Raw genomic sequence first — 21,408 nt, 5'->3', positions numbered from 1 at the left:
AGCGAAAAAGGAGGAACAACATTTGTTAGGAATCGTATTGGCAACTCACGGACAGCTGAGTACTGGTTTTAAAGATGCCGCAGAGGTGATCATGGGCAGTGTCGAAAATATTGCGGTCGTTAATTTGAACCACGGAGAGGATATTCAACTTCTGGGAAACAAAATCCATGAAGCAATCCATGAAACAGATCAAGGGGACGGTGTCGTGGTGTTTGCTGATCTATTGAGTGCCAGTCCCTACAATCAGTCGGTTGTAACGATCAATCAATTAGATGAACCACTTCAGGAAAAGACGTATGTGATCGGCGGAGTGAATCTACCGATGGTATTAGAAGCAATCAATCATCAATTTTTGGCGACACCGATTGAACAGGCGGTGGCAGCAGTGATCCAGCAAGGAGAAAACAGTGTAGCGATTTGGCACAATTCTTCAGCAGGTGATAGTAGCGAAGAAACTGATGAGGACGATGATTTTTAAAAACGAAAGGGTGACAGCAAATGCAATGGGGGTTTCGATGGTACGGGGAAGGGGATACGATCCCGTTAACGAATATTCGACAAATTCCAGGAATGCACGGCATTGTAGGAACACTTCTGAATAAAATGCCCGGAGATGTCTGGGAGATTTCCGAAATCAACGCACTAAAAGCATCAATTGAAAAAGAGCATCTTTCGCTATTAGGGATTGAGAGTGTCGCGATCCACGATGCGATCAAAGCTGGAACAGAGGAACGGGATCACTACATCGATCAATATATTCAAACGATTCGGAATTTAGCAGCTTGTGATGTACATATGATCTGCTATAGCTTCAAACCGATCTTCGGCTGGGCAAAAACAAACCTATTTTATCAAAACGAGGATGGCAGCTTCTCCTTGCTCTATGATCAAGCCGTTGTGGATGATATGGAACCTAGTGAGATGTATACGCTAATCCATAGCCAATCAAAAGGCTTTAAATTGCCAGGCTGGGAAGAAGAACGACTGAAAAAGTTCCAGCGTTTGATGGCAACTTATGAAGGGGTCACTCAAGAGATCCTCTTTGATAACTTAAGCTATTTCTTAAAGCGGATCATTCCTGTGTGTGAAGAAGTAGATGTGAAAATGGCGATCCATCCGGACGATCCACCTTGGGAAATTTTTGGTTTGCCACGGATCACCAAAAATTTAGAGGACTTGAAAAAAATCATGGCCATCGTGGATTCGCCTTATAATGGGGTGACGTTGTGCACCGGTTCGTTAGGTGCCGATCCAGAAAACGACATGGTGGAGATCGTTCATGGCTTAAAAGGCCGCATCAACTTTGTTCATTTTCGCAATGTGTTGTTTATGGGGGAACGCAAATTTAAAGAATCTGCCCATCTTTCCACTGAAGGATCGTTAGATATGTATGCCATTATGAAAGCCTTGGTTGAGGTCGGTTTTGATGGTGTCATCCGTCCTGATCACGGGCGGACGATCTGGGGGGAAGTGGCGATGCCAGGCTATGGTCTGTATGATCGCGCGATTGGTATCAGTTATCTTCAAGGGCTTCATGAAGCCGTCTTGAAAGAGCAAATGCAATCGAGGGGAACGAAGGGAGGAGAGAGTGTATGACACTCTATGAACAATTGGCAAAAACAAGGGTGTTGCCCCTTTACACGGCAACAGACCTTACCTATTTGCCAGTAGTAGAATCACTGCTGATTGAGCATGAACTGTATTTTATTGAAGTGACCTTCCGCAGTGCCCTTGCTTTAGAAGCGATTGAAAAACTCTCTCAATCGGGCAAATTGATCGTAGGCGCAGGCACGGTCCGCACCTTAGAACAAGCAAAAGCAGCAGTTGAGAAAGGGGCGCGCTTTATTGTTTCCCCTGCTCTTGTACCTGATGTGGTGGAATTTTGTCTTGCCGAAAACATTCCAGTGTTTCCAGGGACAGCTACCCCAAATGACATTCAACGGGCAACGGATTATGGCTTATCAGTTGTGAAATTTTTCCCTGCGGATATCTACGGGGGCTTACCGGCAATCAAAGCCCTCAGCGGTCCGTTTTACGATATTCGATTTGTCCCAACTGGTGGGATCACTCTCGAAAATGTTCAAGACTATTTATCTGATCCGCAAGTATTAGCGGTTGGCGGCTCCTTCATTCTGTCAGAAGCGCTAGTAAAAGAAGGGCGGGAAAAGGCTGACAGCCATTTGGCGCATGTAAAATCATTGCTAAGTTGAGCAGTCAGCTGTAAATAAACAAGATGAAGCAATGGGTGCCAAAGGATTTTGGTACCATTGCTTTTTTATTCGCAGAAAAGCAAAGGAGGCCATAGGATGGAGAAGATAAAACTGGTGATTTTTGATATGGACGGTTTGATGTTTGAAACAGGTCGGTTAGTTTACCGCGCCTATTTAAGAGCCGCGGAGGAGTATGATTTTGAAGTTTGCCAAGATGTTTATTATTACCTGACTGGCAGAACGGAAGCAGATATTCGTAAAGGGATGCAGGAACTTTATGGCAGTACGGTACCAACGGATCGGTGGCGAGAAGCGATGAATCGTCAGAAAGAAGTGATTTTAGCTGAAGAAAAGCGGGTGTTCAAAAAGCCCGGCCTTCTTGAACTATTGGAAGCATTAAAAAAACAAGATTGCTTGATAGCCGTGGCGTCCTCTTCGTCGAAAGAAAAAATCAAGGCGTATTTTGAAATGGAACAGATGCCAGATTGGTTTGATACGGTGGTTTCTGGGGATCAAGTGCGAAAGGGCAAACCTGATCCAGAAATCTTTCTGACAGCATGCCAACAATTAGGCGTAAAGCCTGAAGCAGCCTTGGTATTAGAAGATTCTCTAGCCGGCATAAGAGCCGCAAAACAAGCCAAGATCCCAGCTTTTCTGATTGCGGATGATTTGAGTATTTTGCCAGTCAAGAAAAATGGGAAGTATCCTTTGCTTAAACAGCCAAAACTTGAGCAAGAAGTAGCTGCACAGGTGAAAACTTTTTCTGATCTGACGGAAGTCAGAGACTGGCTAGTCGTGAATCATTTTTCTTGGCCTTGATCGATGTTCCAAGAAGCTTCGATAAAGCAAACGGCATTAAGCAAGAACATACGGTGCTATAAATCAGGCATAGCGTTGCGGAATCGGTAAAACAACAAAGGTTCATTTTGGCAATTGGTCTTTTCCTGCTCATTTCTCTATGAAGAAGGGGAGAGTTAGAATGTTTTTCACTACTTTCTGGGAACGTGGCAAAAGGCTGACTAGAAAAACGAGTAAGATTGTAGCAGCTCACTTTATAGGTAAGTGAAGCTGCTTTTTTGCGCTATTCCTTCAGCAACGAAAAATGAGCATTGTGTGTTAAGCGGTATTCTTTCGGAGTCAGTGAGGTCAAAGCTTTGAAATTTCGATTGAAGGTTCGCACATTTTGAAAGCCAGCCTGTTCTGCTACTTCCGTAATCGGCAAGAGACTATGAGTCAGCAAAAAAGAGGCATGGCGAATTCTTGCTTGATTCAAAAGCCGAGGAAAGGTGCTTTTCAATTTCTCAGTGATCATTCTGGAAACGTAGACGCTACTATAACCGATACTGCTGCTTAGTTTTTCGAGCGTCAGCTCTTCTTTGAAGTGTGACTCGATATAGGCAAGCAGCTGGATCAGGATATCCTCTTGGTTTTTGGCTGGTAGTAAAGTCGTTTGGTGCTCAAAAAGGTAAAGGACTTGATACAGTGCCGATTTTCGTAAATAGAGGGAATCCGTTTCAAATAAAGGATAATACAGCTGATTTGCGACAGACGAATCAATGGTGATAACGGGATCTGACAAAGCGAAATCTTTGGTTTTGGCATAAAAATCTGGAATAAACTCCGGCGAAAAAACCAGAATATGCAGTTGTGATTCCTTAGGGGTTTCGATGGCATGGGTCTGGTAAGGCATGACTAATAACACTTGGCCAGTTGTAAGGACATAGGGACTTTCTTCGATTTTGACAACCGCTTCGCCGTCACTACAAAAAAGCAATTCAAAGGAACGATGAAAATGTTCCATGTAATTAAGCGAGTAGGGATGGTAACTGGAAACGCCTAGGTATTCGCCGAAATGGTATTCTTCTAAAATAGTCACGCGATCTATCCTCCATTTTTTGTCTATCGATGTGTGGAAATCGTCCTGTGAATGATAGCGATTTCATTTTATAATTATGACAGTTCAGCTGAAGAAAGTAAATAGAACAATGATTAGTGAATATTTTTAAAATGAGCTGCAGCAGCAAGTTTCTTTTTTTTGTTAGGTATATTAGTGAAGAAAACTTACTAACTGGATGAAGCTCATTCCTACTGACACTCAGTTGAATCACAAAATGCCAAAAAGGGAAAGAGGAGGAAATTTTTTTGATTACCAATCCGATACTAACAGGCTTTCATCCAGACCCGAGTATTTGTCGTGCAGGAGAAGATTATTACATTGCTACGTCGACCTTTGAATGGTTTCCAGGTGTGCGCATCTTCCATTCGAAGGATTTGAAGAACTGGCGCTTGATCAGTACACCAGTCAATCGTGTCAGTCAGTTGAATATGCTGGGAAACCCAGATTCTGGGGGTGTTTGGGCGCCAAACTTAAGTTACAGTGATGGTCGTTTTTGGTTGATTTATTCAGATGTCAAAACACAATCTAATAGTTGGAAAGATGTGAACAATTATTTGATCACCTGTGAGACCATTGATGGGGATTGGTCAGAACCAATCTATATGAATTCTTCTGGTTTCGATCCCTCGTTATTTCATGACGACGACGGCAAAAAATATTTTTTGAACATGGTTTGGGATTATCGTCCGACAAACCATTCCTTTTATGGGATCGCTCTCCAAGAGTTTGATTGGCAAGCCAAGAAATTGGTGGGGCAGCCCAAAATCATCTTCAAAGGAACAGAGCGCAAATTGACGGAAGCACCGGTTATGTATAAAGTGAACGGCTATTATTATTTATTGACGGCAGAAGGCGGCACCAAGTTTGAACATGCAAGTACCATCGCTCGTGGGACGCACATCGAAGGGCCTTATGAAGTTCATCCTCAAAACCCTCTGATCAGTTCCTGGGGACAGCCAGAGATCCTGCTACAAAAAGCTGGCCATGGTTCATTTGTGAAAACGCAGACCGATGAATGGTATTTTGTTCACTTAACAGGGCGAGCGCTGAAGTATCCAGAAACGCCCCTCTTAGAAAATCGCGGCTATTGCCCGCTCGGACGAGAAACAGCGATCCAGTCTGTTTATTGGGAAAATGATTGGCCGTATATCACAGGCGGAAACTTTCCAAAAGAGGAAGTCCCACAGCCACAGCTGCCCGAACATCCGTGGGAAACAGAATCAGGCTTTGATGATTTTGAAGAGGCGTCGTTGGCACCAGTGTTTCAAACCTTGCGGATTCCTTTTTCTGAGGAAATCGGTAGTTTGACCGCACGACCAGGGTACTTGCGCTTGTATGGGCGAGAGTCGTTCAATTCCTTGTTCCATCAAGCACTGGTGGCAAGAAGATGGAGCGATTTTCGTTTCGAAGCAACGACTGCCGTCGAATTTTCACCGAACTCGTTTCTACAGTTAGCAGGCATGACGAATTACTACAATACACAAAACTGGTCGGCGATCTACATCACTCATGATGAGACGAAAGGCAGAATCATCACTGTATTGACAAGCGAAAAGGGCCAACTGAAGAGTCAAAAAGCACCAGAAGTTGTGATACCAGCCGATGTACAAACAGTCTACTTCAAAACGATCGTTAATTATGCCCACTATCAATACGCGTACTCGTTTGATCAAAAAGAGTGGCAGGTCATCGATCAGCTATTTGACAGCTTGCAATTGTCTGACGACTATGTAGCAGAACATTACGGTGGGTTCTTTACAGGGGCTTTTGTAGGGATGTTTGCGATTGATACGACCGGCAATCGTTTGGCGGCTGATTTTGATTCATTTGACTATCAAAAAATCGAGGAGGAAGAAAGATGAAAAATTGGAAACGGGTCTTACAAACAGTGTCATTGGCGGGCTTAGCAGCTTTTATGCTTAGTGGCTGCGGGAATGGTTCTGGAAACAGCAGCTCAGATAATAGCGCAACGGGAAGTAGTGGCAAGGATGAACTCGTGGTTTGGACCTTTACTTCAGAATTATCAACGATGATCAATGATTACTATTTGCCGGCGCATGACGACTTGGCCTATGACATTCGGATCGTGGAGATTCCTTCTGACCAATTCGAGACCAAGCTCGATCCGATTCTCGGTTCCAAAGATGCACCAGATGTGATTGCTTTAGAATCTGCCTTTGTCAAAAAATATGTGGAATCAGGCATGATGGCAGACCTTGGTTCACTGGGGCTTGATGAAGCCTCAGCAGATACGTATCAATATGTCAAAGACGTAGGGACTTCAAAAGACGGGGTTCTTCATGCCTTGGCTTGGCAAGCTGCTCCTGGCGGGTTTTATTACCGGGCATCGATGGCAGAAGAGCTGCTAGGAATCGATGATCCAGCGGCTGCGCAAGCGGCCTTGTCAGACTATGACAAGTTCTATGAGCAAGCCAAAGCAGTCAAAGAAAAAAGTGGTGGAACCACCTATATGATCTCTAGTGTCCAAGATTTGGCGAAGCCTTTTTATGGTCAACGCGAACATGGCTGGGTTGAAGACGGCAAATTAGTGATCGACGACAGTTTGTATGACTTGTTGGATGTATCACGAAAATTTGTAGAAGAAGGCCTGACACAAGATACAGAAGGACAGTCAGAAGCTTGGTTTGCTGGAATGAATGGCGACAATGTATTCGGTTATAGTTTGCCGACATGGGGGCTGCACTATTGGTTAAAACCAAATGCGACAGCTGCCGATAACTCCAGCTCAACAGAAGGCGACTGGCGCATGATCCAAGGACCTTCGTCGTGGTTCTGGGGCGGCACATGGATCGGTGCTACGGCAAATTCTGAGATGCAAGAAGAAGCTGCGCAATTGGTGGCTTACTTGACCACAGATCAAGCATTTTTAAAACAATGGGCCGAAGATACCGGTGATTTTGTATCAAATGAGCGAGTCGTTGAAGAAATTAAAGGCGAATATGAAGAGGAATTTTTAGGCGGTCAAAACCACTATGCAGAATTTGCCGATATGGTTCAAGACATCAACGCGAAAATTCTGACCGAGTATGACCAGACGATTGAAACCCTCTTTACGGATAGTTGTTTGACACCATATTCAAAAGGTGAAGTGGATCAGGAAACGGCGATCCAAAACTTTAAAGATGCGGTCGTCAATGCTTATCCAGATGTTCAAGTAGATTAGGTGTTGTTGAAACCGGCACCGAAGACGGGGTCGGTTTCAACCTTTTCTAGGTACTATGCGCTGCTTAAATGGCTTGTCTTTACAGGCAGAAGTTGGCAGTAGAAGAAAAAAATCAGGGGGATTACGATGCAGAATAAGAGAAGATTTGAACAGTATCATCGCTATGGGCTATTATTTATCACACCATTTTTTCTAGCATTCTTGGTTTTTCAGCTTTATCCAATTCTCTATACGATTTACCTAAGCTTTACGGATCTAAAAGGGTGGAATCCAGCTGCCAATCTTGTCGGACTGGATAACTATTTTGCGATTTTTCGCAACCCGTTATTTTTAAAATCGATCAGCAATACCTTTATTTTGTGGGGCGTAAACTTTGTCCCTCAAATTGGCTTGGCTCTGTTGCTGGCGGCATGGTTTACCAATATCAAGTTGCGTTTGCTGGGGAAAGGCTTCTTCAAAGTCGCTTTTTACTTACCCAACATCATTACTGCCGCTTCAGTAGCAATCTTATTTTTCGTTTTGTTCAGTTTTCCGTTAGGTCCGATCAACCTAGTCTTGCAGCATTTCGGTGTTTTGGACCAGCCCTATGACTTTTTCCGTAGTGAAACGGGCACTCGGCTGATCGTTTCCTTTATCCAATTTTGGATGTGGTATGGTCAGACAACGATCGTTTTGGTTTCGGGCATTTTGAGCATTGATGATGCTCTTTTTGAATCAGCAATGGTCGATGGAGCCAATGATGGTCAAATTTTCCGCAAGATCACGCTGCCTTTGTTAAAACCAATCTTGCTTTATACATTGGTGACGTCTTTGATTGGCGGCTTGCAAATGTTCGACATTCCTTTTTTGCTGACAAACGGCAATCCCAACAATAGTGTCTTAACGATCACGATGTTTATCTACAACCAAGCCTTTACCGGGAGTCGGAATTTCAACGTTGCCGCAACCGCGTCGGTGCTATTATTGGTACTTTCGATCGTATTAAGCACGTTATTGTTTCAATTTTTCAAAGAAAACAGCAAAGTGGGGCGAAAATAAATGGAAAATAGCTATCGAGCAAAACGATTGTTGATCTATGTCTTTTTGGTGTTGCTGACCATCTTAAGTATTCTGCCGTTTTGGGTCGTCTTAGTCAATGCGACCCGTTCAGCAGAACAGATCCAGCAAGGGCTGTCCTTGTGGCCTGGCGGTAATCTCCAATACAACTGGTCCGTCTTAATGGGCAGAGGCTTCAATGTTTTCAATGGATTTAAAAATAGTTTCTTGATTGCGGCTGGCGCTACCGTTCTCAATGTATATTTTTCGGCATTGACAGCTTATGGCGTGATCGCCTATGAGTTTCGTGGCAAGAAAGTCCTGTTTGCTGTCATTCTTGGGCTGATCATGATCCCTCAGCAAATTAGCATGATCGGTTTTTATCAATTTATGAATCGCTTAGGGCTCTTAAATAATTTTCTGCCATTGATTTTACCAGCGATCGCATCACCTGCTACCGTTTTTTTCTTAAAGCAATACTTAGAAACGATCTATCATCCTGATTTGGCAGATTCTGCTCGTTTGGACGGAGCCGGCGAAATCAAAATTTTCCATCGCATCATGTTGCCCTTGATGAAACCGGGCTTAGCCACCATGGCGATTTTCTCGTTCGTGACCTCGTGGAATAATTTCTTGATGCCCTTGATCTTGATCAACGATACGGAAAAGTATACGTTGCCGATGCTGGTCCAATTGCTGAAAACTGATGTTTACCGTACTGAATTTGGCAGTATGTATCTAGGGATCTCATTAAGTATTATTCCTTTATTGCTGATTTATCTGTTTCTATCGAAATACATCGTGGGCGGTGTGACGGCTGGCGGAATCAAAGGATAGCGAGACCTTTTTTCCCAAAAGAAAACGCTGGACTGAGTCTTCAGTCCAGCATTCATTTAATGGATCACACGGGAGAGATCAAGTGCTGCAAAGCGCAAATCGTTGATATTCAAGAAATGTTTCGCCACTAAAACGTTACCGCCAAACAGCGGGGCTTGATCGCCTAATCGGCTGTTTTTGATCTTCGTGTTTTTGGTGAACTGGCTGGTCAATTTTTGTTGCAGCGCCAGTAATAAATCAGGAATTTTGCGATAGACCGAGCTGTTGATATAGACTTCTTCGGGATCAGAAAAAGTGATGACATTGTTTAGCCCAATACTAAGAAACTCAACATTTTGTTGCGCCAATTCGACTGCTGATTTTTCTCCGGCATGATAGGCTTGTGCAAAGGTATCCGAATTAACGAACGCTGTTTTTGTATAGTGACTGTAGGTGTCAAACAAGACTTTGTTCGACGCATATTGCTCTAAGCAGCCTCGATTGCCGCAAGGGCACAAGTTGCCGTGAGGAAAGAGCGTAGAATGGCCAACTTCCCCCGCCATGCCGTGAGTACCGGTTTGTAGCTGCCCATCAACGATGATTCCGACACCGATCCCACTATGGACGCTGACGCTCAGTAAATTCGTGGAATCAGAAGAAAAACAGTACTCGCCTAAAGCCGTCAGATTGGCTTCGTTTTCTATATAGACCGCCGTATTGTATTTTTGGCTCAAAGGGGCGATCAAATCAAAGTGTTCCAAGTCGTAGTAGGGGGCAAAGGTGACCGTCTGATTGTGAACGATGCCGTGGATCGCCAAACAGATTCCTACTAATCCATGAGTGGTTTGCGGCATTTGCGGCCAAAATTCTTTCATCATAGAATCGATCGTCGCCAGTACATTTTCTTTGGTGATCAATTCATGGGAATGATCGGCGGAGGCGATCATCTCGCCATTGATATAAGAAAGCATTCCACGAACATAATTATAGCCGATGTCAAAGGTAACAGCTAAGCTGCTGCGGTGATTGAATTGCAATTGAATCGGTTTGCGACCACCGATCGAAGTGGAATCCCCAATGCCGACTTCGCGAACGAAGTCCGTGTCGATCAGTTTTTTTGTTATTTGAGAAACAGACGCTTTATTGAGATGGGTCAAATTTGACACTTCCGCTCGTGACACATTTTCATTGTCAATGATCGTCTTCAATACAGCCGCTTCATTTTGTTCGCGTATGCCCATTTTATTGATAATCATGTGTTCTCCTCTTCATAGATGTGATTAGTGTTAGTTTACCGTGCAAATTAATATTGTGCAAGCTGAAGAATAAAGAAAAGACGAAGAATGTAGAAGCAGCAGTTTGAGAACGAAAATCATAGAAAGATTTGTTGAAAGCGCTTGACAGGAATGCGAGAATCGTTTACTATCCAATTAGTTAGTTTTGAATGCTAATTAACCGATTGAGAGGCAATGGTTAACTGCTTCAAACAGAGGAAGGAGAGAAGAGATGGCTTATTTTTTAGGGTTGGATCTAGGAACAAGTGCGTTAAAAGGCTTAGTTTTTGATCAAACCGGGGAACTCCAAGGAACAGCAAGTGTTGACTATCCATTGTCATCCCCTAGACCGGGGTTCAGTGAGCAAGAGCCTGTGCATTGGCAAGAGGCGGCAGATAAGGTAATCAAAACCTTGATCCAGCAGCTTCCAACGTTGCAGAAAGAATTGATCGGCATCAGCTTTTCCGGGCAAATGCATAGTCTTGTTTTATTGGATGAAGAAAACCGAGTCATTCGCCCGGCAATATTATGGAATGACGTTCGAACCACCAAACAATGTCAAGCGATCATGGCATCCTTTGGAGAGGAAATAAAAGAAATCACCAAGAATGTTGCTTTGGAAGGGTTCACCTTACCCAAAATTTTATGGGTCCAAGAACACGAGCCTGAACATTGGCAACAAGTTCGTCACATGATGCTGCCAAAAGACTACTTGGCTTTTTGGCTGACAGGTAACTATTCGATGGATTATTCTGATGCGGCGGGTACGTTACTGCTGGATATCGAAAAGAAGTGCTGGTCTGAAGCCATTCTAGGAAAATTCGCAATCGCATCGGATTTACTGCCGCCGCTTTTTGAATCAGCAGCGCCTGTAGGGCAAATGCGAAAAGAACTGCAAGAAGCCTTTGGCTTTGAACAAGAGGTGACGATCTATGCAGGTGGCGCAGACAATGCCTGTGCTGCATTAGGGTCCGGGATCATCGCCGAAGGTGTCGGCATGGTGTCGATTGGCACTAGCGGTGTGTTCTTATCCTTTGAAGAAGCGCAAGAGGTTGATTATCAAGGCGATCTACACCTTTTCCGTCATGCGATCAAAGACAAGTTGTATTCAATGGGGGTCACTTTAGCCGCTGGAAATTCCTTAAGCTGGTATCGTGATACGTTTGCCCCAAACCAATCGTTTCAGGAATTGCTTTCAGCGATCAGTGAGGTAAAACCGGGGGCAGAAGGCCTGCTGTTTACGCCTTATATCGTGGGCGAACGCACACCACATACCGACAGCCAAATCAGGGGAAGTTTTATTGGTATTGACACACGGCATCGCGAAAAGCATTTCAGTCGTGCCGTCTTAGAAGGGATCACCTTCTCTCTGAAAGATTCCCAAATGATCATGGAAGAACGAGCACAGCGGAAATTCACCCAGATCGTTTCTGTGGGGGGCGGTGCGAAAAATGCCGAATGGCTGCAAATGCAAGCCGATATTTTTAATGCAGAAATGCTGACTTTATCTACTGAACAAGGTCCAGGTATGGGCGCAGCAATGCTGGCAGCAATCGGCAGTGGCATTTATCCAGATGCGGCCGCTTGTGTTAACACCTTTGTCAAATACAGCAAGGCAATTGCACCGATTCCTGAAAATGTCGCCAAATACCAAGAAATTTATGCGATCTACCGGACCGTCTACCAGCAGACCGCGCCTATCTGCCATGCGTTGGCGCAGCTCGAATAGCGTAATGGCAGCAGACAATTTGTTTGATCAAAGCGAGGAATCGTTATTGGTTCTAAATGATTGGAACTAAGTAAGTTAGTTTATTACACTAAAAAACATAAAATGGAGGCAACAACAATGACTTATTTCCCAGAAATCGAAAAAATCCGCTACGAAGGTCCTAAAACAGACAATATGTTTGCATTTCGCCATTACGATGCCGAAGAAGTTGTTTTAGGCAAGAAAATGAAAGATCATCTACGTTTTGCAATTGCCTATTGGCACACCATGACGCAAGATGGTTCCGATCCTTTCGGCGCACCCGTCAACAAACGGACGTGGATCGGTGACACCGAAATGGAAACGGCGAAAAATCGAGTAGAAGCTTTTTTTGAGATTTGCGAAAAATTAGGGGCAGAGTTCTTCTGTTTCCATGATGTTGACGTGGCACCTGCGGGAGAAACGTTAGAAGAATTTTTCCAAAACTTAGACGAAATCACCGATTTGATCAAAGAAAAAATGGAACAAACGGGGATCAAACTCTTATGGAATACAGCAAATATGTTCTCACACCCTCGTTTCAACAACGGCGCTGCTTCCACCAATAATGCGGAAGTTTACGCGTATGCAGCAGCCCAAGTTAAAAAAGGCTTAGATATCTCGAAAAAATTAGGCGGTGAAAACTATGTCTTCTGGGGCGGCCGTGAAGGCTATGAAACCTTGTTGAATACAGACATGAAATTTGAACAAGACAACATCGCCCGTCTATTCAAAATGGCGATCGCTTATGGCGAAAAAATCGGTCATAAACCGCAGTTCTTATTAGAGCCGAAACCAAAAGAACCATCAAAGCACCAATATGATTTTGATGCAGCGACAACGATGGCCTTCATTCAGCACTACGGCTTAGAAGGAGATTTCAAATTAAACCTAGAAGCCAATCATGCAACATTAGCTGGCCATACCTTTGAACATGAAATCGCCGTTGCCCGTAGCTATAACGCATTAGGCTCACTGGATGCCAACCAAGGAGATATGCTGTTAGGATGGGATACGGATGAATTTCCAACCAACGTTTTTGACTCGACACTCGCTTTATACGAAGTCTTAGAAAACGGCGGCATCGCACCGGGAGGAATCAACTTCGATTCTAAAGTCCGTCGTTCGTCATTTGAAATGGAAGATCTGTTGTTAGCCCACATCGCTGGTATGGATACGTATGCCCGAGCGTTAAAAGCAGCAGCGAAACTGAAAGAAGACCGCTTCTTAGACGAGTTGAAGGAAAAACGGTACGCCTCGTTCCAAGAAGGCATCGGAGCGAAGATCGTTGCTGATGAGGAAAACTTAGAAACACTGACAGATTACGCATTGGCGCATGATCAAATCGAATTAGAATCCAGCCACATTGAATATGTGAAATCTCGTTTGAATGATTACCTGTTTTAATAAGAAACGACTGTCGTTCTGAGGAGCGACAGTTTTTTCACCTAAAAAATATCTTTTGGCAATTGTTACGAATCAACCAAATTATGATACGATAAAATGTAACCGATTTAACTCGGTTTAGGAATTGAAGGAGGCAACTTGATGTTTCACACAAACTTAGATCCTTTCCCAGAAAACTTCTTATGGGGGGCGGCTTCGGCGGCCTATCAAATTGAAGGTGCATGGGCAGAAGACGGCAAAGGTCCGTCGATTTGGGATACCTATGCCCAAATTCCCGGCAATACCTTTGAGGAAACCAACGGCAAAGTGGCGATCGATCACTACCATCGATACAAAGAAGATGTTGCCTTGATGAAGCAAATGGGCTTGAAAGCCTATCGCTTCAGCGTGGCGTGGTCGCGAATCGTGCCTGATGGCGAAGGTGCGGTCAATGAAGCTGGTGTGGCGTTTTACGAAAAGCTGGTGGACGAATTGCTTCGGCAAGGAGTAGAACCGATTTTGACGCTGTATCATTGGGATCTTCCTCAGGCTTTGCAAGACAAATACCAAGGATGGGAGGGACGAGAAACAGCAGCGGCATTTGAACGGTATTGCCGAATCCTTTTTGAACGCTTAGGAAAGAAAGTCACCTATTGGGTCACCATGAATGAACAAAATGTCTTCACTTCTCTTGGGTACCGTTGGGCGGCACATCCACCGGGCTTGAAGGACTTAAAACGGATGTATGCAGCCAATCATATCATCAACCTTGCCAATGCAAAGGCAATTAATTTGTTCCATGAGCTGGTTCCACAGGGCAAGATTGGTCCAAGTTTTGGCTATGGTCCGATGTATCCGTTTAGCTGTGACCCAGAAGATGTGCTGGCTGCAGAAAATGGCGAAGCCTTCAACAACGCGTGGTTTTTAGATGTCTATTGCAAAGGCGAATACCCGAAATTTGTCTACAAGCAATTAGCCAAAGTCGGTCTGGCTCCTGAAGTCACTCCAGAAGATCAAGCACTATTAAAACAGGCAAAACCTGACTTCTTAGGGATCAATTACTATCACGGTGGAACGGCCCAACAAAACAATTTGCAAAAGCAGTCAGCTGAAAAGAAAGAATTTTCTAAAGTCGATCCGTATTTGATGCAAGCGGCAGCTGGCGAGTTCTCACCAGAAGAAACCATGTTTGCGACGGCGGAAAATCCCCACTTGAAAAAAACAGATTGGGGCTGGGAGATCGATCCCGTTGGTTTCCGTGTAGCCTTGCGACGTATCCAAGCCAATTATGACTTGCCGATTTTTATTACTGAAAATGGGTTAGGCGCCATCGATCAATTGACAGAAGACAAACAGATCCATGATCCATACCGCATTACCTATTTGCAGGAACATCTGGCGGAACTGCAAAAGGCTATCACGGATGGGGTTGAGCTGATCGGCTATTGTGCTTGGTCCTTTACAGATCTACTAAGTTGGTTGAATGGATACCAAAAACGCTATGGGTTTGTTTATGTCGATCGCGACAATCAAAACGAACGTCAGTTGGCGCGCATCCCGAAGGATAGTTTTTATTGGTATCAAGAGGTGATTCGCACCAATGGGGCAAGTTTGACAAGTGAAACATGATGTAACGAAGGAGTAGCTGAAAATGGAGGTTGGAAAATGCGTAAAGTGTTGATCGTTGATGATGAAGCATCGATCCGAAATGGACTGCCTCTGATCATCGATTGGGAATGTCTGGGGTATCAAATTGTCGGGTCGGCGGAAAACGGCGAAGATGGCTTGGCAATGATCCGCGAATTGAAGCCAGACGTTGTGATCGCTGATATCCGTATGCCGGGAAAAAATGGTCTTGAGATGGTGCAAGCAGCATCGGAGGAAGGGCTTTTGTTTTTTGCCATTATTTTGTCCGGCTACTCAGATTTTGACTATGCCAAGCAAGCGTTGCAACTGGGCGCTGTGACCTATTTGCTGAAACCAGTTGATGAAGAAGAGCTGATCGGTATTTTGACGAAAATCGATCAAAAAGCCAAGACCGATCAGCAGAAAAATCAGAAGAGTCAGTTGATGGAGAAATTGTTTGGCGGGGATCAAACGGGGATCAAAGACGCACAAGCCATCAAGCTATTGCGACTTTCCGAGGAGGCAGATGCCCAAAAGCTGGTTGAGAAATTGCAGGAGCAAGTGGCGCAAGTCATCACCTTGATCCATCGGCATCATCGGTATTTGGTTTTGTTAAACGAGGAACGCTTTCCCGACGAGGCGATCGATGCGTGGTGCCGCAAAAAAATGGCTCATCAAGAGATCTTGATCTCCCGCTGGTTTGCGGCGCAAGAGAACTTGAAGCCATTGATGATCGATATCCAGACATTAAGTAAATTGATTTTCTTATTTCCCAATCAAGTCATTTCTCACCATGTTTTGGATACGACCCAAGAAGCAGAAGAACGAAGCGATTTGCGTGAAGAATTAGTAAAAGCGATTTTGGCAAACGATCCGTTGGAACAGCCGTTATTCCGCTATTATCAAACCTTTTATCATTTATTGGCATTGGAAGAAGAGATCAAATGGCAAGTCAATGGCGACATCGAATGGCTGCAGCATCAAATCAGTGAAAAAGTAGCATTAGCGATCGAATGGTCGACAGACGAAGTGCATCAGCAGATTTTTCTCGCCCAAACGTTTCCGATGCTACAAGAGGTGATCACCGAAAAACTAGCAGACTTGCAAGCAACAGTCGCCAGCAGTTTGAACCAAATCGATATCATTGCAGAATTGATCCAATACACAAAAAAGCATTATCAAGAAGATTTGACCTTGAAAAAAATCGGGGAACGTTTCAATTACAATAGTGCCTATCTAGGCAAGAAGTTTCGCAAAGAAACCGGTAAAAATTATTTGGCGTTCTTGGATGAAGTACGAATGGAAAAAGCGGTGGAAATCTTACGTCATTCCAATCTAATGGTCTACGAAGTTGCTGAATTGGTGGGCTACAGCAATGTTGATTATTTCTATAAAAAGTTCAAACAATACCATCGGGTTTCACCGAATGAGTTTCGGAAAAATGAATAACCACAAAGATGTCCGTGATTTTCTACGGACATCTATTTTTTAGGGTAACGATGACTAAATTGCTTGGTAGGCTTTCTTTTTTTTCTTTTATATAATTTAAATGAAACTGTAAGCGCTTTTTGAACGGAGGAGGAGAAATGACAGATGTACGCCTGTGCTTTGATGTAGGCGGGACCTATATCAAATTCGGGGTTTTTACCGAGAAGAATCAATGGCTGGACCGAGGCAAAATCAAAACCCCGAGTAATACGCGGGATGAATTTTTTGCTGCCTTAGCTGCCAAAATACAAGAAGTCGAGCAAGCGCATGTTATCGAAGGGATCGGGCTGAGTTTTCCTGGTTTCATTGATTCAGTCAATGGCCGAGCGATCATGGCGGGGGCGTTGGCTCCTTTACACGGCTGTGCTGTCGTACAAGAGCTACAGCAGCGTTTAACCAAGTCTTATCCGATCTGGATCGAAAATGATGCGAAATGTGCTGCTTTAGCAGAACTCTCGACCGGCAATGCTACTGACGTACAAGATTTTGTCATGATCACATTAGGCACCGGTATTGGTGGCGCGCTCGTTCATCAGCGCCAGTTGATTCACGGAAATGGGTTTCGGGCAGGAGAATTCGGAATGATGATCACTGATTTTCAAGCATCTTCTTTTGCGACCCTCCATGACCTAGCTTCAACGAGAGGACTGATTGATGCCTATCGACGGGCAAAAGCGATTCCTGAATCAGAGGAGATTTTAGGCGAAACCATCATGCAGCAGCGGTCGAGTGATCCTGAAACGCAAGAGATTCTGAAACAGTGGGCACGTTATGTCGCACTTGCGATTTACAACCTAGCTGTCACGATGAATCCCGAAAAAATACTGATCGGCGGCGGCATCAGCCAAAACCCTGATCTATTAGCTATAATCAAACAAGCAATCAATGAGAACCCCCATTGGCCGGATTTCCAAGTGCCGATAGAGACTTGTCGTTACTATAATGATTCTGGTCTGTTAGGGGCGTTGACATTGATCCAACAAGGAGGAAAAAAATGAAATTTTCAGATGGCGGTTGGTTATTTCGTGAAGGATTTGATGTGAAATTTGCGGTGCATGTCTACGATGCCCGTAAAGAAGAAAACAAATTGGTCTTATATCTGCCTTATAGCTATGTCGGGCATAAAGGGGCGACACTGGATGGCGGATTGTTAACGATGGAAGTTACTACCCCTAGAACCAATATCATTGGGATCACCCTCTACAATTATAAAGGGGTCCAAGCCAAAGCCCCCAACTTTGAATTGATGACAGAAGAGATCACTCCTGATATTTCAGAAGATGAGCAATCGTATGTTTTTCGCTCGGGAGACTTGCAAGTCGTGATCAGCAAAGAGGAAAATGTGACAGCTTCGTTTTATTACAAAGAACAGCTGATTACCCAAAGCAAACCTCGCAGCAAAGCCTTAGTGATTGATCCGCAAGCAAATACCCATATCAGCGAACAGTTGACCCTGGATGTGGGAGAAACGATTTATGGTTTAGGGGAACGCTTTACAAATTTCGTGAAGAACAGCCAAAGTGTTGATATCTGGAATGCCGACGGGGGCACTGGTACGGAGCAAGCTTACAAAAATATTCCGTTTTATGTAAGTAATAAAGGGTATGGCGTCTTTGTCAATTCACCCGACCGGGTGCAATTTGAAGTGGGGAGTGAAAAAGTTTCTCGTGTTCAATTCAGCAATCCAGGACAAACGCTGCAGTACTTTGTGATCGCCGGTGATGAGTTAAAACAAGTGATCCAGCGCTACACTGATTTGACGGGGAAACCGTCGCTGCCACCTGCGTGGTCCTTTGGGTTGTGGCTAAGTACCTCGTTCTTGACGGATTATGATGAACAAACCGTAACATCTTTTGTAGACGGTATGGCAGAACGTGAGATTCCCCTTGAGGTCTTTCATTTTGACTGCTTATGGATGAAGGAATACGAGTGGTGCAACTTCACGTGGGACGAACGAACTTTCCCAGAACCGGAAAAAATGCTGCAGCGCTTGAAAGCCAAAGGATTGAAAATCTGTGTCTGGATCAATCCGTACATTGGGCAAAAATCACCCTTGTTTGACGAAGGGATGGCCAATGGCTACTTTTTGAAACGCGCCAATGGAGATGTCTGGCAATGGGACAAATGGCAAGCAGGTTTGGCGATCGTCGACTTCACCAACCCTGAAGCGGTCGCTTGGTACAATAGCAAGCTGCGTGCCTTATTAGACATGGGTGTGGATTGCTTCAAAACGGATTTTGGTGAACGGATTCCCACCGATGCGGTGTACTATGACGGCTCTGATCCAGAAAAAATGCACAATTATTACGCCTACCTATACAATAAAGTCGTCTTTGACTTGCTGAAAGAAGTCAAGGGAGCAGAAGAAGCCATCGTTTTTGCGCGGGCAGCTTCGGTTGGTTCGCAACGCTTGCCTGTACACTGGGGTGGCGACAGTACCTCAGATTATCCATCAATGGCAGAGTCACTGCGGGCAGGTCTGTCCTTTGGGTTAGGCGGCTTTGGGTATTGGAGCCACGATATCTCAGGGTTTGAAGCTGGCTCAACCCCAGACCTTTACAAGCGCTGGACACAATTTGGTCTGCTGTCTTCCCATAGCCGTTACCATGGCAGCTGGGAATACAAAGTGCCTTGGGTTTATGACGACGAAGCCGTGGCGGTAGCCAAAGCCTTTACCAAGTTAAAATTGTCCTTGATGCCTTACTTGCAAGCTCAATCGGTGCTAACCGCCCAAACGGGGATTCCGATGATGCGGGCGATGGTCTTAGAGTTTCCTGAAGACGAGATGACCCATCATTTGGATCGCCAATACATGCTGGGGGAACACCTTTTAGTTGCGCCTATTTTTAATGATCAAGGAACGGTCTCCTTTTACGTACCGAAGACGAAGGGGCATTGGATCGACTATTTATCTGGCAAAGCTTACGAGGGCGGACGTTGGTACCAAGAAACCTATGATTATTTCCACTTGCCACTGTTAGTCCGACCAAATCAACTGATTATCGAAGGCCATGAACAAACCAAAGCAGTCTATGACTATGCCGAACATCCAACGATCCATCTCTTTGATCCGCAAGACAAGACCGCTGCGGCTATCTATGATCACCACGGTGAGTGGATTGGCGAGGTGGCTGTTGAAAGAGTCGATCAAGAACTGATCGTCAAGCTGACAGGGATCCAGCAAGCATCCTTGCAGATTCACACGACTGCTGGAAAAACGAGCCATAAGCTGACGGCTGACCAAACCACGATAAAGGAGTTCTAGATGCCGATGCGAACCATCACGAATCCAATTTTACCTGGATTTCATCCAGATCCCAGTATTTGCCGTGTCGGTGAAGACTTTTATCTGGTGACGAGTACTTTTGAATATTTTCCTGGATTACCAATTTATCACAGTAAAAACTTGGCAGACTGGCAGCTGATTTGTCATGGACTTTCGCGACCTGAGCAGCTGCAGTTATCGACGAAAAACCCCAACGCTTTTGGTCTGTATGCCCCAACCTTGCGTTTTATCAAGGACCGCTTTTACCTCGTTTGTACCAACGTTGGGGCAAACGAAGGAAGAGAAGGCAACTTTCTGATCTGGACAGATGACATCGCCGGTGAATGGTCTGACCCGATTTGGCTGGACACCCCTGGGATCGACCCGACGATTTTCGCAGATGACGATGGGCAGACCTATTACTTAGGCACCCATAAGGAGATCTATCTGCGGACGATCAATTTGGCTTCTGGAGAATTAGGTCCGCGCCAAAACATTTGGACAGGCAGCGGATCGGCTGATCCAGAAGGCCCCCACTTGTATAAAAAAGACGGCTATTACTACCTGTTGATCTCCGAAGGTGGAACGTCCTATGGTCATATGCTGACCATGGCCCGCAGCCGTTCCTTGACGGGACCCTATGAAGCATGTTCCAATAATCCAGTGATGACCAATCGCAGTACGAATCTGCCGCTGCAAGCTGCAGGGCATGCGGACCTCGTGCAAGATATCCAAGGCAACTGGTGGGCAGTTTGTCTGGCAGTACGCCCCATCAGCTATCCTTTGAGGCATTTGTTAGGTCGGGAAACATGCCTGCTACCGGTGGACTGGTCAAACCAATGGCCGGTGTTTGGCGAGGAAGGTCACTTGCCAGAAACCGTTCAGATAGACACAGCGGTGGTACCAAAGGAAACACGGAAGGAGAGCAGCAAGCCTGATTACGTGACTTTATTCGAATGGGCCCCGACGTTGATTGAAGAAGAGCCACATGGCTTCTTGCTGCATCCTAATCAGACGGGTCTGTCCGATCAAGGCAAACTTGCCGCAGTGTTCCAACGGCAAACCGCCTTTGAGCAACAATTTCAGGCAACCTTTGATTGTCGGCAACTAACGGATGGGCAAGCAGGATTGACGGTTTTCTTAAATGCCACCCATCACTATGAGGGTTACCTGGAAAAAACAGCCATCAGTCGACAGTTGGTTTTCCGCCGACAAATCGGTTCCTTATGGAAAGTTGAAAAGAAACTGCCTTATGCAGCAGATATGGTCACCTTGCAGCTGAGCGCCGATAAAGAAACCTATCGTTTTTCTGTTCTTGATGAACAAGGACAAGCACAGCTTTTAGGCAGTGGAGAAACAAAATATCTGACCACTGAAGTCGGTGGTGTCTTTACTGGGATCATGGTGGGCTGTTACGCCAGTGCTTCTTCACCACATCAAACCGTTCGTGTGTGGGATTTCTAACCAAGCAAAAGCCCCC

General features: G+C 44.9%; 17 protein-coding genes. 15 read left to right on the top strand and 2 right to left on the bottom strand.

The genetic code is table 11. From position 1 onward, the window contains the following. Positions 1-22 precede the first annotated feature (22 nt). The 4 genes from IGI88_RS03620 to IGI88_RS03605 all read left to right on the top strand — a co-directional run bounded on the left by IGI88_RS03620 (position 23) and on the right by IGI88_RS03605 (position 3,029). On the top strand, positions 23-478 hold the full coding sequence (locus IGI88_RS03620; protein WP_008380583.1) for a PTS sugar transporter subunit IIA: 456 nt from the start codon (positions 23-25) through the stop codon (positions 476-478). Between the two features lie 20 nt (positions 479-498). Then, the gene (gene uxuA / locus IGI88_RS03615) at positions 499-1,596 is read left to right on the top strand and encodes a mannonate dehydratase (RefSeq protein ID WP_005234052.1); all 1,098 of its coding nucleotides are present in this window, start codon (positions 499-501) and stop codon (positions 1,594-1,596) included. After that, positions 1,593-2,210, top strand: coding sequence for a bifunctional 4-hydroxy-2-oxoglutarate aldolase/2-dehydro-3-deoxy-phosphogluconate aldolase (locus IGI88_RS03610; RefSeq protein ID WP_008380585.1), 618 nt, complete (start codon positions 1,593-1,595; stop codon positions 2,208-2,210). The genes uxuA and IGI88_RS03610 overlap by 4 nt, the downstream gene beginning before the upstream one ends. A 96-nt stretch (positions 2,211-2,306) precedes the next feature. Further along, on the top strand, positions 2,307-3,029 hold the full coding sequence (locus IGI88_RS03605) for an HAD family hydrolase (RefSeq protein ID WP_008380587.1): 723 nt from the start codon (positions 2,307-2,309) through the stop codon (positions 3,027-3,029). A gap of 262 nt (positions 3,030-3,291) precedes the next feature. Here IGI88_RS03605 and IGI88_RS03600 read toward each other — a convergent pair whose 3' ends face one another. After that, positions 3,292-4,086, bottom strand: coding sequence for an AraC family transcriptional regulator (locus tag IGI88_RS03600; RefSeq protein WP_008380589.1), 795 nt, complete (start codon positions 4,084-4,086; stop codon positions 3,292-3,294). Positions 4,087-4,352: 266 nt separating this feature from the next. On the opposite strand from IGI88_RS03600, the gene IGI88_RS03595 reads away from it, so the two are divergent. The 4 genes from IGI88_RS03595 to IGI88_RS03580 all read left to right on the top strand — a co-directional run bounded on the left by IGI88_RS03595 (position 4,353) and on the right by IGI88_RS03580 (position 9,163). Further along, positions 4,353-5,969, top strand: coding sequence for a glycoside hydrolase family 43 protein (locus IGI88_RS03595; RefSeq protein WP_008380592.1), 1,617 nt, complete (start codon positions 4,353-4,355; stop codon positions 5,967-5,969). Beyond that, a complete protein-coding gene (locus IGI88_RS03590; RefSeq protein WP_008380593.1) occupies positions 5,966-7,291 on the top strand; it encodes an ABC transporter substrate-binding protein in 1,326 nt (441 codons plus the stop codon). The genes IGI88_RS03595 and IGI88_RS03590 overlap by 4 nt, the downstream gene beginning before the upstream one ends. Before the next feature lie 126 nt (positions 7,292-7,417). Further along, positions 7,418-8,329 (top strand): carbohydrate ABC transporter permease, encoded by a 912-nt coding sequence (locus IGI88_RS03585; RefSeq protein WP_429960214.1) that lies wholly within the window; start codon positions 7,418-7,420, stop codon positions 8,327-8,329. Beyond that, positions 8,330-9,163 (top strand): carbohydrate ABC transporter permease, encoded by an 834-nt coding sequence (locus IGI88_RS03580; protein ID WP_005228444.1) that lies wholly within the window; start codon positions 8,330-8,332, stop codon positions 9,161-9,163. 56 nt (positions 9,164-9,219) lie between these two features. Here IGI88_RS03580 and IGI88_RS03575 read toward each other — a convergent pair whose 3' ends face one another. Then, entirely contained in the window at positions 9,220-10,398 is a 1,179-nt protein-coding gene (locus tag IGI88_RS03575) for an ROK family protein (RefSeq protein WP_016612770.1), read from the bottom strand. A gap of 250 nt (positions 10,399-10,648) precedes the next feature. On the opposite strand from IGI88_RS03575, the gene xylB reads away from it, so the two are divergent. From xylB to IGI88_RS03540, 7 genes are all read left to right on the top strand, one after another. Further along, positions 10,649-12,145 (top strand): xylulokinase, encoded by a 1,497-nt coding sequence (xylB, locus tag IGI88_RS03570; RefSeq protein WP_061053208.1) that lies wholly within the window; start codon positions 10,649-10,651, stop codon positions 12,143-12,145. A 117-nt stretch (positions 12,146-12,262) separates the two neighbouring features. After that, positions 12,263-13,570 (top strand): xylose isomerase, encoded by a 1,308-nt coding sequence (gene xylA, locus IGI88_RS03565; RefSeq protein ID WP_008380597.1) that lies wholly within the window; start codon positions 12,263-12,265, stop codon positions 13,568-13,570. 141 nt (positions 13,571-13,711) lie between these two features. Continuing rightward, positions 13,712-15,178: a glycoside hydrolase family 1 protein gene (locus IGI88_RS03560; protein WP_061053207.1), complete on the top strand. Its 1,467-nt coding sequence runs from the start codon at positions 13,712-13,714 to the stop codon at positions 15,176-15,178. Between the two features lie 36 nt (positions 15,179-15,214). After that, positions 15,215-16,624, top strand: coding sequence for a response regulator (locus IGI88_RS03555; RefSeq protein WP_061053206.1), 1,410 nt, complete (start codon positions 15,215-15,217; stop codon positions 16,622-16,624). A gap of 137 nt (positions 16,625-16,761) precedes the next feature. Next, positions 16,762-17,661, top strand: a complete 900-nt coding sequence (locus IGI88_RS03550; RefSeq protein WP_016621642.1) for an ROK family protein — start codon at positions 16,762-16,764, stop codon at positions 17,659-17,661. Then, entirely contained in the window at positions 17,658-19,928 is a 2,271-nt protein-coding gene (gene yicI, locus IGI88_RS03545) for an alpha-xylosidase (protein WP_429960213.1), read from the top strand. The genes IGI88_RS03550 and yicI overlap by 4 nt, the downstream gene beginning before the upstream one ends. Beyond that, positions 19,929-21,392 carry a family 43 glycosylhydrolase gene (locus IGI88_RS03540; protein ID WP_429960212.1) on the top strand — a complete coding sequence of 488 codons (1,464 nt, stop codon included), beginning with the start codon at positions 19,929-19,931 and terminating at the stop codon, positions 21,390-21,392. It begins immediately after the preceding gene. The last annotated feature ends 16 nt before the right edge of the window (positions 21,393-21,408 follow it).

Origin of the sequence: Enterococcus sp. AZ179, assembly GCF_050498885.1 — a bacterium.
Taxonomy (GTDB): domain Bacteria; phylum Bacillota; class Bacilli; order Lactobacillales; family Enterococcaceae; genus Enterococcus_D; species Enterococcus_D entomosocium.
Note: the sequence above shows the minus strand (reverse complement) of the source record. Positions and strands in the feature narration are given on the sequence as shown.

What these genes read in the sequence shown, in the direction of transcription:
- IGI88_RS03590 (WP_008380593.1), top strand. Translation starts at nt 5,966, where the DNA reads ATGAAAAATTGGAAACGGGTCTTACAAACAGTGTCATTGGCGGGCTTA.
- xylA (WP_008380597.1), top strand. Translation starts at nt 12,263, where the DNA reads ATGACTTATTTCCCAGAAATCGAAAAAATCCGCTACGAAGGTCCTAAA.
- IGI88_RS03540 (WP_429960212.1), top strand. Translation starts at nt 19,929, where the DNA reads ATGCCGATGCGAACCATCACGAATCCAATTTTACCTGGATTTCATCCA.
- IGI88_RS03575 (WP_016612770.1), bottom strand. Translation starts at nt 10,398, where the DNA reads ATGATTATCAATAAAATGGGCATACGCGAACAAAATGAAGCGGCTGTA.
- IGI88_RS03555 (WP_061053206.1), top strand. Translation starts at nt 15,215, where the DNA reads ATGCGTAAAGTGTTGATCGTTGATGATGAAGCATCGATCCGAAATGGA.
- yicI (WP_429960213.1), top strand. Translation starts at nt 17,658, where the DNA reads ATGAAATTTTCAGATGGCGGTTGGTTATTTCGTGAAGGATTTGATGTG.
- xylB (WP_061053208.1), top strand. Translation starts at nt 10,649, where the DNA reads ATGGCTTATTTTTTAGGGTTGGATCTAGGAACAAGTGCGTTAAAAGGC.
- uxuA (WP_005234052.1), top strand. Translation starts at nt 499, where the DNA reads ATGCAATGGGGGTTTCGATGGTACGGGGAAGGGGATACGATCCCGTTA.
- IGI88_RS03580 (WP_005228444.1), top strand. Translation starts at nt 8,330, where the DNA reads ATGGAAAATAGCTATCGAGCAAAACGATTGTTGATCTATGTCTTTTTG.
- IGI88_RS03610 (WP_008380585.1), top strand. Translation starts at nt 1,593, where the DNA reads ATGACACTCTATGAACAATTGGCAAAAACAAGGGTGTTGCCCCTTTAC.
- IGI88_RS03560 (WP_061053207.1), top strand. Translation starts at nt 13,712, where the DNA reads ATGTTTCACACAAACTTAGATCCTTTCCCAGAAAACTTCTTATGGGGG.
- IGI88_RS03585 (WP_429960214.1), top strand. Translation starts at nt 7,418, where the DNA reads ATGCAGAATAAGAGAAGATTTGAACAGTATCATCGCTATGGGCTATTA.
- IGI88_RS03550 (WP_016621642.1), top strand. Translation starts at nt 16,762, where the DNA reads ATGACAGATGTACGCCTGTGCTTTGATGTAGGCGGGACCTATATCAAA.
- IGI88_RS03605 (WP_008380587.1), top strand. Translation starts at nt 2,307, where the DNA reads ATGGAGAAGATAAAACTGGTGATTTTTGATATGGACGGTTTGATGTTT.